The organism is Paraburkholderia sp. RL17-368-BIF-A, from assembly GCF_046054045.1.
GTDB classification, from domain to species: domain Bacteria; phylum Pseudomonadota; class Gammaproteobacteria; order Burkholderiales; family Burkholderiaceae; genus Paraburkholderia; species Paraburkholderia graminis.
Window position 1 is genome coordinate 20,330 of record NZ_JARESN010000004.1, and the last position, 14,941, is coordinate 35,270.

13 protein-coding genes are annotated in these 14,941 nt (G+C 64.8%); all 13 read right to left on the reverse strand.

From position 1 onward, the window contains the following. Window positions 1-151 precede the first annotated feature (151 nt). The 13 genes from flhA to cheA all read right to left on the reverse strand — a co-directional run bounded on the left by flhA (window position 152) and on the right by cheA (window position 14,912). A complete protein-coding gene (flhA, locus tag P0D87_RS08430; RefSeq protein WP_006050910.1) occupies window positions 152-2,254 on the reverse strand; it encodes a flagellar biosynthesis protein FlhA in 2,103 nt (700 codons plus the stop codon). Further along, window positions 2,251-3,456 carry a flagellar biosynthesis protein FlhB gene (gene flhB, locus P0D87_RS08435; RefSeq protein WP_029970953.1) on the reverse strand — a complete coding sequence of 402 codons (1,206 nt, stop codon included), beginning with the start codon at window positions 3,454-3,456 and terminating at the stop codon, window positions 2,251-2,253. Before flhB ends, flhA begins: the two co-directional genes overlap by 4 nt. A gap of 216 nt (window positions 3,457-3,672) precedes the next feature. Continuing rightward, the gene (locus P0D87_RS08440) at window positions 3,673-5,016 is read right to left on the reverse strand and encodes a DUF3443 domain-containing protein (protein WP_053858875.1); all 1,344 of its coding nucleotides are present in this window, start codon (window positions 5,014-5,016) and stop codon (window positions 3,673-3,675) included. Window positions 5,017-5,028: 12 nt separating this feature from the next. Further along, window positions 5,029-5,553, reverse strand: a complete 525-nt coding sequence (locus tag P0D87_RS08445) for a DUF2844 domain-containing protein (RefSeq protein ID WP_053858876.1) — start codon at window positions 5,551-5,553, stop codon at window positions 5,029-5,031. 263 nt (window positions 5,554-5,816) lie between these two features. Then, complete coding sequence (cheZ, locus tag P0D87_RS08450; RefSeq protein WP_006050906.1) at window positions 5,817-6,527, reverse strand: protein phosphatase CheZ; 711 nt, start codon at window positions 6,525-6,527, stop codon at window positions 5,817-5,819. 1 nt (window position 6,528) lies between these two features. Beyond that, complete coding sequence (gene cheY / locus P0D87_RS08455; RefSeq protein WP_006050905.1) at window positions 6,529-6,924, reverse strand: chemotaxis response regulator CheY; 396 nt, start codon at window positions 6,922-6,924, stop codon at window positions 6,529-6,531. Window positions 6,925-6,983: 59 nt separating this feature from the next. Next, entirely contained in the window at window positions 6,984-8,072 is a 1,089-nt protein-coding gene (locus P0D87_RS08460; RefSeq protein ID WP_029970956.1) for a protein-glutamate methylesterase/protein-glutamine glutaminase, read from the reverse strand. A 5-nt stretch (window positions 8,073-8,077) separates the two neighbouring features. Next, window positions 8,078-8,899 carry a chemoreceptor glutamine deamidase CheD gene (cheD, locus tag P0D87_RS08465; protein WP_053858877.1) on the reverse strand — a complete coding sequence of 274 codons (822 nt, stop codon included), beginning with the start codon at window positions 8,897-8,899 and terminating at the stop codon, window positions 8,078-8,080. Then, a complete protein-coding gene (locus tag P0D87_RS08470; RefSeq protein WP_053858878.1) occupies window positions 8,896-9,855 on the reverse strand; it encodes a CheR family methyltransferase in 960 nt (319 codons plus the stop codon). The genes cheD and P0D87_RS08470 overlap by 4 nt, the downstream gene beginning before the upstream one ends. After that, window positions 9,852-10,040, reverse strand: a complete 189-nt coding sequence (locus P0D87_RS08475) for a hypothetical protein (RefSeq protein ID WP_029970958.1) — start codon at window positions 10,038-10,040, stop codon at window positions 9,852-9,854. Before P0D87_RS08475 ends, P0D87_RS08470 begins: the two co-directional genes overlap by 4 nt. Window positions 10,041-10,055: 15 nt before the next feature. Next, window positions 10,056-11,978, reverse strand: coding sequence for a methyl-accepting chemotaxis protein (locus P0D87_RS08480; protein ID WP_029970961.1), 1,923 nt, complete (start codon window positions 11,976-11,978; stop codon window positions 10,056-10,058). Window positions 11,979-12,020: 42 nt separating this feature from the next. Continuing rightward, on the reverse strand, window positions 12,021-12,551 hold the full coding sequence (locus tag P0D87_RS08485) for a chemotaxis protein CheW (RefSeq protein WP_006050900.1): 531 nt from the start codon (window positions 12,549-12,551) through the stop codon (window positions 12,021-12,023). A gap of 63 nt (window positions 12,552-12,614) precedes the next feature. Next, window positions 12,615-14,912 carry a chemotaxis protein CheA gene (gene cheA / locus P0D87_RS08490; RefSeq protein ID WP_006050899.1) on the reverse strand — a complete coding sequence of 766 codons (2,298 nt, stop codon included), beginning with the start codon at window positions 14,910-14,912 and terminating at the stop codon, window positions 12,615-12,617. Window positions 14,913-14,941 lie beyond the last annotated feature (29 nt).

The window sequence follows — 14,941 nt, forward strand, 5'->3', positions numbered from 1 at the left end:
ACAAGACGCCGCCCCGTGTGCGAGCGAGCGGGCCTTACGAGCGAAGCATGGACGCCCCAGTGCATGAGCGGTGCGAAAAGTCAGGCGCGGAAATGAAAACCGGCGCCCACAGGCGCCGGCCGATAACTGGAACGTGAAGCCGGATCGCGCGTTAACCGTGCGCGCCGATCAGATTCACGACCTTGATGTTGCGCGTATCGGGCACTTCCGCATACGACAGCACCTTCAACTGCGGCAGGCTGCGGCGCAGGAAGCGCGCGAGCATCGGCCGCAATGCGTGCTGCACGAGCAGCACCGGCGCGAGTCCCATGTTCTGCTGACGGCTCATCGCCTTCTGCGTTTCGGTCATCAGCGTATGCGCGAGGCCGGGCTCGAGGCCAGGGTTGGAACCCGTCGACAGTGCCTGCGACAGCACACGTTCGAGATTCGAGTCGAGGCCCATCACCTGCATGTCGCCGGTGCCGGGGAACCACTGCTGCGTGATCGCGCGGCCCAGCGCGAGACGCACGGCGGCGGTGAGATCGTGCGCGTCGGTGATCTTCGGCGTGTGTTCGGACAGCGCTTCGAGAATCGTGCGCAGATCGCGAATCGGCACGCCTTCTTCGAGCAGGTTTTGCAGCACCTTTTGCAGCGTGGTGAGCGGCAGCGTCTTCGGCACCAGATCGTCGACGAGCGACGGCGTGTCCTTCTGCATCCGTTCGAGCAGCGCCTGCACTTCGCGGCGGCCGAGCAGTTCGGATGCATGCGTGACCACGAGGTGATTCAGGTGCGTCGCGACCACCGTGCTCGAATCGACCACCGTGTAGCCGTACACCTGCGCCTGTTCGCGCAGATTCGTGTCGATCCAGATAGCCGGCAAGCCGAACGCCGGATCCTGCGTCGGCGTGCCCGGCAGCGCGGCGGACACCTGGCCCGGATTGATCGCGAGCCACTGGCCCGGATACGCCTCGCCGACGCCGACTTCCACGCCCTTGAGCGCGATCCGATAACCGTTCGGCCGCAACTCCAGGTTGTCGCGAATATGAATGACGGGCGGCAAGAAGCCGATTTCCTGCGCGAACTTCTTGCGGATGCTCTTGATCCGCTTGAGCAACTCGCCGTCCGAATTCTTGTCAACGAGCGGAATCAGCCGGTAACCCACTTCGAGGCCGAGCGTGTCGATCATCGTCACGTCGTCCCAGCTTGCTTCGGCGTTCTCGACCGGCGTGACCGCGGCCGGCGCGACGTCGACGAGCGCCGTTGTGTTCTTGCGCTCTTCGGCGCGCTTCTTCATCGTGCGGCCGAGCTGGATCAGGCCGCCGCCGAGAATCAGAAACGCGAAGTGCGGCATGCCCGGAATCAAGCCCATCAGTACGAGAATGCAGCCGGTGATCATCAGCACGCGCGGGTTCGTGAAAAGCTGCCCGGTAAGCTGCGTGCCGATGTCTTCATTCGTTGCCACACGCGACACGATCACGCCCGCGGCCGTCGAAATCACGAGCGACGGAATCTGCGCGACGAGGCCGTCGCCGATGGTGAGCAGCGTGTAGTTCTTGCCCGCCGACGCGAAGTCCATGCCGTGCTGGACCATCCCGACGATCAGGCCGCCGAAGATGTTGATCACCATGATGAGCAAGCCGGCAATCGCATCGCCGCGCACGAACTTGCTCGCGCCGTCCATCGAGCCGTAGAACTCGGCTTCCTGCGACACTTCCGCGCGACGCTTGCGCGCCTGCTCTTCGTTGATGAGACCGGCGTTCAGGTCGGCGTCGATCGCCATCTGCTTGCCGGGCATCGCGTCGAGCGTGAAGCGCGCGGACACTTCCGCGATCCGCCCCGCGCCCTTCGTGATCACCATGAAGTTGATGACCATCAGGATGATAAAGACGACGATACCGACCGCGAAGTTGCCGCCCACGAGGAAGTGACCGAACGACTCGATCACCTGGCCTGCGGCGTCAGGACCGGTATGGCCTTCGAGCAGCACGACGCGCGTCGATGCGACGTTCAGCGAGAGCCGCAGCAACGTCGAGAACAGCAGCACGCTCGGGAAAGCGGCGAAGTCGAGCGGCTTCATCGTGTACATGCTGACGAGCAGCACCATCACGGAAAGCGCGATGTTGAAGGTGAACAGCAGATCCAGCAGGAACGGCGGCAACGGCAAAATCATCATGCCGAGGATCATGCAGATCAGCACCGGGCCTGCGAGGGCGCGTAAATTGGTGCCGCTCAAGGCATCGGGCCGTCGAGCGAGGAAACCGGCGCGAGCGTTCATGCGGAGGCTCCGTCTTCGTTAGCAGGGTTAAGCGTGTCGGCGGCTTCCTGATCGGCGTCTTGATCCGATACACCGCCCTTGTCGAGTTCCGCGGGCACTTCGAGCTCGGTCGGTGCGACCGGCACGTCGCCGCCTTCGGTCTTGAAGCGCCGCAACTGGTACACCCACGCGAGCACTTCCGCGACCGCGCCATACAACTGGCCGGGAATCTCGCGATTGAGTTCGACGTTGTGATACAGCGCGCGCGCAAGCGGCGGCGCTTCCAGCAGCGGCACGTTGTTTTCGGCGGCGAGTTCGCGAATGCGCGCGGCCACGAGGTTCACGCCCTTCGCGACGACCTTCGGCGCGCGCATCTCGCCGTCCGTGTATTGCAGCGCGACCGCGAAATGCGTCGGGTTCGTGACCACGACGTCGGCCTTCGGCACCTGCGTCATCATGCGGCGGCGGGCAATCGCGCGCTGCTGCTGGCGAATCCGGCCTTTCACGTGCGGATCGCCTTCGCTTTCGCGATGCTCGCGCTTCACTTCTTCCTTGCTCATGCGCAGTTTCTTGTGGAACTGCCACAGTTGATACGGCACATCCAGCGCGGCGACGACGAACATGCCCGCGACCGTCATCCCGCAGCACACGGCGATCAGATGCACGGTGTTGGCGAGCGCGAGATGCAGCGGCTGCGTGGCGAGCGCGAGGATCTCCTCGCGCCGGTTCCAGATTGCCGTGCCGCCGATAATGCCCACCACCAGCGTCTTCGCGAGCGACATGGCGAGCTGGATCGGTCCGTTGATCGAAAAAATCTTGCCGAGGCCGGCGATCGGATTCAGGCGTTCGAACTTGGGCTCGAGGCCTTTCGTCGACAGTTGCCAGCCGCCCAGCGCCATCGGCGCGAGCAAGGCGGCCGCGCCCGTGACGGCGAGAATCGGCAGCAAGGCGTAGAGCCCTTCGCGGCTCGCCGCGCCCGCGCCGATCATCATGCGGTGCGTTTCAAAAGCGCCCGCGTGGTCGAACGTGAACGCCGCGCGCAGCATCGCCTGCAAATGCTCGCCGATGCTGTCCGACATGCCCCACACGCCGAAAAAGCCGGCGGCGAGCAGCGCGAACGTCGAAAGCTCCCGCGAACGCGCGATCTGCCCCTCCTCGCGCGCTTTCTGCAAGCGCCGAGGGGTGGCTGATTCGGTTTTTTCGAGGTCGCTTTCCTCTGCCACAAAGCTCTCCGGTTGGGCGAGGCACTGCGCCTCTTTCCAGTGAGAGCGATTATTCCCGCTCGGCGCAAGCACCGATCGGCGGATAAGGAAGGAGAAACCGGGGCTTTTCGGCGGATGGACAAGCGGCGCGCGAAACCGCGCGCCGCCGCAAAAAACAACGCCCGCGCTGTTGAGCGCGGGCGCCGTGGAGAGCCTTCAGGCGTTGCGTTGCCCAGACTAGCTTGCGTAGGCCACGAACGGCGCCTGGGTGCCGCCGGTCGGCCGCAGGTCGAAGCCGTGATAAACGTGGCGTCCGTAGAAGAACGGCAAACCGAGGTCGAACGCGGCGAGCCCGCCGATCTGACCGGCCAGGTCGTTGAACGCATAGTTGGTGCCGTTACCGAATAGCGTCGACGCACTCTGGATGCCGATATTCGCCACCGCCTGCACGCTGTTCTGGCCGACCAGCGTGATGGAGCGGGTCTGCGCGCCGGACGGGCAATAGAAGCCCGAGAAGTTGCTGCCGCACAGCGTGAGCGAGCTGTCGTTGAAGAAATAGCCGTTTGAGCCCGAATCCAGGAACGCCGTGACCGTGTTGCCGTTGAACACGCTGTTGGTCAGGTCGCCTGCGCCGTCGGTGGTGAAGGTCTGCGCGGAGCCGAGCGCATTGTTCGACTGCGTGCCGATGCCGAATACCAGCGTGCCGGTGGCCGAAGCCGCGCCGTTGTCGCCGATGGGCGGCATTTGTACGATCACGCCGTTGTTGTCGAGGGGGAATTTAGCGACCGGATTGGCGACCTGGCTCGCGAGCGGAACCGCGGTGCGCGTGCACGACGTGCCGCCTGGGCACGAGAAGTAATTGCTGTACGTCCCAGCCGTGGACGCGTTCGCGCAGGTCGAGCCGCAATCGTAAAGCGCGGTGCCGATGCCGATGATGCCGTTCGCGCCGAGATCGTTCGCCGTGTTCTCCGCCGAGCCGCTGCCGCAACCCGCCGACGGCGTCGTGCTCGCGGCCTTGTCGCCGATGATCTGCAACGGAACAGCCGCAGTCGTCGTTTCGCCGCCGATGGTCACGGTCGCGGTGCGCACACTGCCCCACGTGTAGCCGTCGGCGAAAGTCGCGCATTCGGCGAGCTGGCCGCCGCTTGTCGACGTGCTGATCGGCAAGCCGGCCTGCATCGTCGAATTCAGCGCCGAATTGACGATGCGCAGACCGAACGAGCCCGTGTCGACCTGAATGTTGTCAATCTTCTGACACGTCCCGGTGCCGGGCACGCAGACCGTCACGCTGATCGTGGGAATGTTGATGACGCCGGTAACGCCGTGGGCCACCGTGATCGCCACGGTGTTCGCGGCAGTCGCGGCAATCGGCTGCTGGGTCGGGCTGGGCGGCAAGCCGCTCGACGAACTGCCGCCCGCGGAGCCGCCTGTCGAGCCGCCGGTTGAACCGGTCGAGCCGCTGCTGGAACTGGAGCCGCTATCGCCGCCACCACCGCACGCGGCGAGCGCCGACACCAGCACGACGGTTGCCACAACCTGAGTCCAGTCCTTGAGTTTCTTCGCAATGTGCATGGTTCGCATCGTTCGTCCTCGTTACTGGATGTCGGAGCCGCTGACGCCGGCAGGCAGCGCGGGCGGCAGCCACGCGCGGCCGCTGAACGCGCCCATATGGCCGCCGGACTGGACAACGAGGCTGCTCTGATCGACCGCAACGGGGCCGCGTGCGCCGCCGCGCGCGGCGCGCGCTGCCTTCACGCCGGCCACGTACTGCGGAAAGTAGCTGCCGAGCAGTTCGTTCAGATCGGGCATTTGCGGGCCGCGCCAGGTGATGGCGAAGACGGTGCCGTCAGTGGTGAGATATTCGCGCACCACCGTGCCGTTGCCGAGCGTGGTTTCACGCACCGTGTACGACGCCGTAGCCGAAGCGGAAGAAGCCGCGCCCGATGCGGAGCGAATCACGGCGCTCGAGGGCTGCAAGGTGCGGGCGGATACCGACGCGTCCGCCGGAGGCGTCATTGGGGCGCCGCCGAGCGCCGCGTGAGCGGACGGCACGGCCGACAACGAACAGGACAACATAAGCGCCGTAACCAGACCGGCGCGGCGTACACGACTGCGCATGACGAGACTCCTCCCTGACTGCTGGCCGGCTTGCGCGTGCTGCGAACCGGCTGCGTTTTAGGCAAATCATAGGGCGCGGAGGGGCCGCATTCTCGAGGAAAACCTCACGATGCAAGCCTCCGGTGACAGCGTTCACCGTCACGCCGCGCCGCTCATTGACCCCATAGTATGCCTGCGGTTTGTGTCCAGAGACAGCACGCGCGCGCAGGAGCGCGGCTTGCTATTCATACTGTTCGGCCGCGCGCCGCGAGGGCGCGGGCCGCTCAGAAACCGAGGCTGGCGAGCAGGTCGTCGACCTGCGATTGATCCTGCACCACGTCAGTTTTGCCTTCCGGATTGATCTGCGGCCCATTCAGCAGATGCTCGGGGCTGCCGGTCGGCGAGACTTCCGCGACGAGGGCCGCGGCATGCGCGGCGAACTGTTCGCGCCGCTCGAGCGCGATGTTTTCGACGAGCACGCCGAGCAACTGCTGCTCGATCAGATACACGACGTCCGTGATCTTCTTGATCACCTGGCCGGTCAGATCCTGGAAGTCCTGCGCGAGCATGATCTCCATGAGCTGCGAGTTGGTCGCGGTGGTCGCCGTGGGCACGCCGCGCAAAAACTCGCGCGTGTCGTTCATGAGCGCGCGCACTTCGGCGCGTTCGATCGGCGCCGAATACCATTGCTCCCAACGCGCGTCGAGTTCGCCGGCGTCTTTTTGCAACTGCTCCTGAATCGGTTTCGCGATGTCGATCGAGGACAGCACGCGCTCGGCGGCCTGCTCGGTCATGTTCGCGATGTACTTCAGACGGTCGCGTGCATCGGGTACGGCTTCCGCCGCGCGCTCGACGTGTTTGTCGAGCCCGAGCTCGCGCATCGAATCACGCAGCGTACGTGTCAGTTGTCCAATGCGGGCGAGGATGCGGTCTGACGCGAAGTCGCCGCTCTCGTTGACCGCTTCGGCGCCAGGCGCATTGGTCGGCAGGTTCACATCAGCTCCCAGTCTTGGCCATCTTCTCGAGAATCTTGTTGAGCTTCTCGTCCAGCGTTGCAGCCGTGAACGGCTTCACGACATAACCGCTCGCGCCTGCCTGAGCCGCGGCGATAATGTTTTCCTTCTTCGACTCGGCCGTCACCATCAGCACCGGCAGATGCTTGAGGTTGGCGTCGGCGCGGATTTCCTTGAGCATCGCGAGACCGTCGAGGTTCGGCATGTTCCAGTCGGAAATCACGAAGTCGTAGGTGCCGCCGCGCAGACGCGCGAGACCGGCCTGGCCGTCTTCGGCTTCGTCGACGTTACCGTAGCCCAGCTCTTTCAGGAGGTTGCGAACGATCCGGCGCATCGTCGGAAAGTCGTCCACTACCAGAAACTTCATTGCCTTATCCATTTGATTCCCTTTACTTGATTCACGGTGCGGCGTGTGACCGCCTCAATTCGAACGGCGCATCAAACCCGCTGAACGCGATCGCCCATCGACGCAAGACGCGCCATCACGCGCCGGCTCATATCCGGCAGCGACGCGATTTCGTCGGCCGCGCCAAGCGCAATCGCTTCACGCGGCATGCCGAACACGATGCAGCTCGCCTCGTCCTGCGCAAGGGTGTAGGCCCCTGCCTTTTTCATCTCCAGCAAACCCGCGGCGCCGTCACGCCCCATCCCGGTCAGGATCACTCCGACCGCATTCTTGCCCGCATGCTGCGCGGCCGAACGAAACAGCACATCCACCGAAGGACGATGCCGGTTCACTGGCGGATCATCCGACAGATGCGCGATGTAGTTCGCGCCGCTGCGGGCAAGCAGCAGGTGAGCGTGGCCGGGTGCGATATACGCATGTCCCGGCAGCACGCGTTCGCCGTGCTCAGCTTCTTTAACGGTAATCCGGCACAAACCATTGAGGCGTTGCGCAAAAGATTTTGTGAAACCGGGCGGCATGTGCTGCGCGATCAGCACCGCGGGCGCATCCGGCGGCAACGGCACGAGCACTTCGCGGATGGCTTCAGTGCCGCCCGTCGACGCGCCGACGATGATCAGCTTCTCCGTACTCAGCAGCGGATTGTTGAAGAGCGGCGCGGCGGCAACGGGCGCATGCGCGCCGGCAGCGGGCGCATGATGCGCGGGCGCCGCCTGGCGCACACGCGCGCGCGCCGCGGCGCGAATCTTGTCGGCGAGCTTTTCCGAATAGTCGAGCATGCCGTCGCGAATGCCCACCTTCGGCTTGGTCACGAAATCCACCGCGCCGAGTTCCAGCGCGCGCAGCGTGATTTCATTGCCGCGCTCGGTCAGCGACGACACCATCACGACTGGCATCGGCCGCAAGCGCATGAGCTTCTCGAGAAAGTCGAGGCCGTCCATGCGCGGCATTTCGACGTCGAGCGTCAACACGTCCGGGTTGTGCTGCTTGATGAGGTCGCGCGCGACGAGCGGGTCGGGCGCGGTTGCGACGACGGTCATGTCCGGCTGGCCGTTGATGATCTCCGTCATCAGGCTGCGGATTAGCGCCGAATCGTCGACACACAGTACTTTGATCTTTTGCACAGCGCTCACGCCTCCTCTACGGTTCTGGCGTTAGTTGAATTAGTCGGGCGCGGGGTGGAGCCGAACAGTTCGATGCGCGGCTTCGCTGCGCCGGCGCTGTTTGATGGACCATTCGCGCCGCCTGCGGCGCCGAAAAGCTCGACCTTCGGCTTGGCCGCGCCCGAAGCGCCGAACAGTTCGACCCTGGGCCGCGCGGCGGCCGGCGTCGCAAACAGCTCGACGCGCTTTCTCGCGGCGGCAAGCCGTTCGGCGCGCGCTTCGGCGGTCTGACGCATGAGCGTCTGTTCGCGCTCGGCCACGCTCGGGTCCTGTTGCAGGCGCAACTTCTTCACCATCACCTGGCCCGTGCGCGGCATGAAAGCGACCTTGCGCGGATGCGAGCCCTGCAAATCTTCGGCGACGATGCGAATCTTTTCGAGCGCGAGATAGCGGCGCACGAATTCCGAATTGCGGTCGCCGATATTAATCGTCGTCATGCCCGCGAGCACCGCGCCGCCGCCGAACACCTTCGCTTCGAAACGCTCGCGCCGGCCGCCGGCTTTAATCAGCTCGTTGATCAGCACTTCCATCGCGTAGGCGCCGTAGCGCATCGAATCCGATGCCGCCTGGCCGACTTCCGCGCCGTCGTCGGGCAACATGAAGTGATTCATGCCGCCGATGCCAGCCGTGCGATCCTGAATGCAGGCCGCGACGCATGAACCGAGCACGGTGACGAGCACCATGTCGTCGTGCGTGGTGTAGAACTCGTTCGGCAACAGCTTCACGCCGGGGCGTTGGAAGTGGTTGTCGTAGTAGAGGTTGGTTGCGATAGGCAAGGCGCTGCTCATACCGTCACCCCGCTCGTCGTCGCGCTCGTGGTCGTGCTTGTCGATGCGGCCGTACGTGCCGGCGCGCGTGCGCCCGCTGCATCGCGCGTCAGTTCATACACGGTCTGGCCGCGCAGCCTGAACGCCTGCGTGACATACGTGAAGTTCTCCGAATGGCCGGCGAACAGCAGACCGCCCGACTTCATCAGCGGATCGAAGCGCGAGAGCACCTGCGCCTGCGTCGGCTTGTCGAAATAGATCATCACGTTGCGGCAGAAGATCGCGTCGAACTGCGTGCGCAACTGGTAATCGCGGTCGGTGAGGTTCAACTGCTCGAAGCGCACCATCTGGCGCACTTGCGGACGCACCTTCACCATGCCGGCATGCGCGCCCGTGCCCTTCAGGAAGAAGCGCTTGAGCCGCTCGGGCGACAGGTGCTTCACCTGATCGAACTGATACACGCCGGCTTCGGCTTTCGCGAGCACCTGCGTGTCGATGTCGGTGGCAAGCACCGTGGCCTGGCGTGCGCCGCTTTCGCCGAGTGCTTCGATCAGCGTCATCGCGATCGAATACGGCTCTTCGCCCGTCGAGGCCGCCGAGCACCACACGGAAACCGGCTGCGCGCGACGCGCGACGAAGTCCGCGAGAATCGGAAAGTGATGCGCCTCGCGGAAGAACGCGGTCAGGTTCGTGGTCAGCGAATTGGTGAACGCTTCCCACTCGGCCGGATCGTTTTCCGCTTCGAGCAGATCGAGATACTGCTTGAACGAATCGAGGCCGCGGGCGCGCAGCCGGCGCGCGAGGCGGCTATACGCCATGTCGCGCTTGTGATCGGAGAGGGAAATGCCGGCGCTGCGGTGAATCAGTTCGCGAATGCGGCCGAAATCCGCGGAGGTGAATTCGAAATCACGTCCCTGTTCGCCGGACCGGGTCGGCTCCGGTCGGTCGATGCGTTGCTGTGCGCGCGTTGCCATCATGAAAGTTCCTGCCTGCGATACGAGCCATCACGCTTGCCCGACGGACGTACCGGCGAGCAAGGGATTGTTTTTGCGGGGTCGCGCCCGCCCGCAAGTTCCATCACCATGCAGTCGGCCCGCGACACGCCGTAAAAGCGTGCTTCGATGATTCGCGCCCGCTGGCGCGAGATATCGAATGACTGCATGTTTCATCGCCATGTTTAAAAGGTTTCCCAGTCGGCGTCCGATCCCGCCGAGCTTGCGCTCGCCGCTGCGGGACGTGCCGCCGGCTCGAATGCCGCGCGAGGCGTCTTCGGCTTGAGCGCGGGTTCGACGCGTGCGGTGCCTGCTTGTCCAGCGGCTGCTTGCTGGTTGGCCGGAGCCGCTGCTGCGCTGTTTGCGGTCGTCGCGTGAGTTGCCGCATGCGCCGTCGCGTTTGCCGTTGCCGCATGCGCCACCGAGCCATTTGCCGTCGCTTGCGCGGCACGCGGCGCGGCCTTTGCCGCAGGCTTGCGGCTCGTGCTCATGGCACGCGCCTTCACTTGCGGCACGGCCGGCGCGCTCGGAGCACTGAAGCCGCGACCCGAACCGCTGCCAACCTTCCAGCCGCTCAGCACGGCCTGCAACTGACGCGTCTGATCTTCGAGCGACCCTGCTGCTGCCGCCGCTTCTTCGACGAGCGCGGCGTTCTGCTGCGTCACTTCGTCCATCTGCACGACCGCGCGATTGACCTGCTCGATGCCGCCCGATTGCTCCTCGGAAGCCGCGCTGATCTCGCCCATGATGTCGGTCACGCGGCGCACGGCCTGCACGATCTCGTCCATCGTCGTGCCCGCGCGTCCGACGAGTGTCGAGCCGCTTTGCACCTTGTCGGCGGAGTCGCCGATCAATTCCTTGATTTCCTTCGCGGCGCTTGCACTGCGCTGCGCGAGGCTGCGCACTTCGCCCGCCACGACCGCGAAGCCGCGGCCCTGTTCGCCGGCACGCGCAGCTTCCACGGCCGCGTTGAGCGCGAGGATGTTGGTCTGGAACGCAATGCCTTCGATCACGCCGATGATGTCGACCACCTTGCTCGAACTGGTCGCGATGTCCTGCATCGTCGTCACGACCTGGCTCACCACGTCGCCGCCGCGTGTCGCGATGTCGGACGCATTCACCGCAAGCTGGCTCGCCTGGCGCGCGTTCTCGGCGTTCTGCCGCACGGTGCCCGTGAGTTCTTCCATGCTCTGCGCCGTTTGCTGCAACGACGCAGCCTGCTGTTCGGTACGCTGCGACAGATCGGTGTTGCCCATCGCGATTTCGCGCGCGCCGGTGTCGATCGACTCGGTGCTGCTGCGCACCGCCGTCACCATCGACGCCATGCTTTCCTGCATCCGCTTGATGCCGGCAAAGAGGCGGCCGATTTCGTTGTGGCTCGTCACCTCGATCGTTTCCGACAGATCGCCCGACGCGATCCGCTCGAAGCATTCGCTTGCATCCTGCAGCGGCTTCACGATCAGGCCGCGCAGCGCGAAGCGCAGGCCGACCACGAGCAGCAGCGCGAGCGCGGAGAACGCGATGATGAGCGTCGTCATCAGCGAAATGTTCGACTGCGCGCCGGCCTGCTGATCCACCGCCTGTTGCTGCAGACTTTTGATGACCGCCGACGCCGCGTTGTCGTAGACGACGAACATCGGGCTGATCTTCGTGTCGGCGATCGCGTGGTACGCGGCCATATCGTTCGCGCGCAGCGCGGCGAACTCGGGCTCCATGCCGTCGCGCACGAGCGTCGTGCGGCGCGCCAGCAGTTCGTCCATCTGCGCCTGGTCGACGCCGGTCTTCGGCGCGTCGAGATAGGTCTGCCAGTTCTTGTTGCTGAAGCCGTACAACTCGACCGCGCGGTCCAGCACCTTCTTCGCGGTTTCGGTGTCGCCCGCCGCGGTGAGCGCGGTGAAGCGATCCAGCGAGACACGCGAGCGCAGCAGATAGGCCGAAGCGTCGTCGAGCGCGTGAATTGCGACGAGGTCGCCGCGCGCGATACGGTCGAGCGAACGGCTCGCGCTGCCGAGCGCCGTCAGCCCAAGCACGCCGACCACCATGGTCAGCGCGACGAGAATGATCCCCACTAGCGTGAGCGATGTGCGAATCGACCACCTGCTTAGCATCTCAATGCTCCCTGTTCCTAACTTTTGTGAACGCTGCGGCGGTTACACGCCGAGCGTTTCGATGAGCGCCATTTCACGGCTCGTCATCAGCTTCTCGATGTCCATCAGAATCAGCATGCGGCCGTCGACGGTGCCGAGGCCCGTCAGATACTCGGTCGTCAGCGTCGCGCCGAATTCCGGCGCCGGCATGATCTGATCGACGGCGAGCGTCAGCACGTCGGACACGCCGTCCACCACCATGCCGACCACGCGATGCGCGACGTTCAGGATGATCACGACGGTCTGGTGGTCGTACTCGACGCGGCCCAGATGAAACTTGATGCGCATGTCGACGATCGGCACGATGATGCCGCGCAGATTGATGACGCCCTTGATGAACTCGGGCGCATTGGCGATGCGCGTCACGTTGTCGTAGCCGCGGATTTCCTGCACCTTGAGAATGTCGATGCCGTACTCTTCGGCGCCGAGCGTGAAGACGAGGAATTCCTGACCGCCGGCATCGGCCTGCTGCGCGTCGCGGCGACCATTCGTCGCGTTCGCGACGCTCGAATTGATGGATTGAACTTCTGCCACGTTAGCCCCCAAACGGTTGGGATAAATTGAGTTGAGTGAGTGATACGTCGAGCCGGGCGGACATCATGCGAGGCTCATTGCGCCATGCGCGTTGCGCGATTCGCGGTTCAGCGCCGCCACGTCCACGATCAGCGCGACGCGGCCGTCGCCCAGAATGGTCGCTGCGGAAATGCCGCGCACCTTGCGGTAATTCGTTTCCAGATTCTTCACGACGACCTGCTGCTGTCCCACCAGCTCGTCGATCAGCATCGCAAAGCGGCGCCCCTCGGTCTGCATGATGGTGACGATGCCCTGGGTCGGCTCCTGCTTCGCGCCGTCGACGTTGAACACCTCGTGCAACGCGACGAGCGGCAGATATTCGCCGCGCACGCGCACCACGCGCTCGCCGTTGGCGACCGTGTAGATGTCCTCGGCTTGCGGCTGCAGCGACTCCATCACGAAGTTCAGCGGCAGAATGAAGATCTCGTTGCCGACCTTGACGGACATGCCGTCGAGAATCGCAAGCGTGAGCGGCAAAACGATGCGCGTCGTGCTGCCCTTGCCGGCGTGCGACGTGATTTCCACGTGACCGCCCATCGACTGGATGTTGCGCTTCACCACGTCCATGCCGACGCCGCGGCCGGAGACGTCCGTGACCTGCTCCGCCGTCGAGAAGCCCGGCAGGAAGATGAGGTTCCAGACTTCCTCGTCGGTCATGCTTTCGCTGACCTGCATGCCCTGCTTCGCGGCCTTCGCGAGAATCTTGTCGCGGCGCAGGCCGGCGCCGTCGTCGCTCACTTCGATGACGATGTTGCCGCCATGATGTGCCGCCGACAGAACCAGTTGGCCGGTCGCGTCCTTGCCTGCTGCGCGGCGCGCTTCGACGGTTTCGATGCCGTGGTCGAGGCTGTTGCGCACGAGGTGCGTCAACGGGTCGATGATCCGCTCGATCAGGCTCTTGTCGAGTTCGGTCGCCTGACCGAAGGTGACGAGCTCCACTTCCTTGCCGAGTTTCGCCGCGAGATCGCGCACGAGACGCGGGAAGCGGCTGAACACATAATCCATCGGCATCATGCGGATCGACATGACGGCTTCCTGCAGATCGCGCGCGTTGCGCTCGAGCTGCGCCATGCCGTTGAACAGGCGATCGTGCAGCGCCGGGTCGAACGTGCTGGTGGTTTCCGCCAGCATCGCTTGCGTGATCACCAGTTCGCCGACGAGGTTGATCAACTGATCGACCTTTTCGACGCCGACGCGAATCGAGCTGCCTTCCGCGCCGCCTGCCGCTGCTGCGGGGCGGGCGGCCTTGCGGTCGGAGTCTGCCGCGGCGGGTGCTGCGGCGGCAGAAGCTGCAGGAGCAGCCGCCGGTTTAGCCGCGGCGGGAACCGGAGCCGGCGCTGCGGCCTTCGCAGGCTCGGCTGCGCGTTCCGCCTGCGCCGGCGCTGCCGCCTGCTGCGCCGGTTCGGCAGCCGCTGAGTGTTGGGTGGCGGCCGAAGCCGCCGGTGCTGCTTGCGCCGGAGACGAGGGCTCAGCGTCGGGCGTTCCAGGTTCGCCTTGCTGAGCACCGTCCGCCGGCGCGGTTCCGCGGCCGATCGAAATCTGACTTTCGTCGATCACGAAGCAGCACACGGCGATGATGTCGTCGGACGTGACATCGGTCTGAAGCCACAGCGTGAGATCGCCGCCGCTCTTGACCTGCCCGACGATGTTGCCCAGGTTGCCCAGCTCTTCGGCGAGCAGTTCCTGGTCCTTCGCATCAACGCCCCGTAGCGTAATTTTCAGATGCGGGCCGGCGGCGTCGTTCGCGTCGCCGGCTCCTTCGGCTTGCCCGGTCTGTGCCGGTTCGCCGTCATTCCATTCGCCCGCCGCCTGCACCGCCTGATCGACGACGTGCTCGGGCGCGCTGCCTTCTTCTACTGTTGCGAATTCTTCGATCGGCGCGGCCACCGCGACTTCGACCGGCGCCGCAGCAGCCGGCGCGGCCATGCCGCGGCTTTCCGCGTGCAACTGCTCGAGCTTCGCGCAGATCGCCTTCGCGACCGCCGCGTCCGGCTCGGCGCTCGCGCGGTAGTCGGCGAGCTGGCCCGAGAGCACGTCCTTGGTTTCGAGGAACGTGTCGATCATGTCCTTGCGCAACACGAGTTCGTTATTGCGCGCACGGTCGAGCAGCGATTCGAGGATGTGAGTCGTTTCCGTCAGCGCGGTAAAGCCGAACGTCGCCGCGCCGCCCTTGATCGAATGCGCCGCGCGGAAGATTGCCGCGAGGTCTTCGGGATCGGGATGCGCGATGTCCAGATTGAGCAGCAACTGCTCCATCTGCGCGAGCAGTTCGTCCGCTTCGTCGAAGAACGTCTGATAGAACTGAGTGATGTCGAGTGTCATGCCTGGGTCACCGCGAAAGTTCCTGTCTA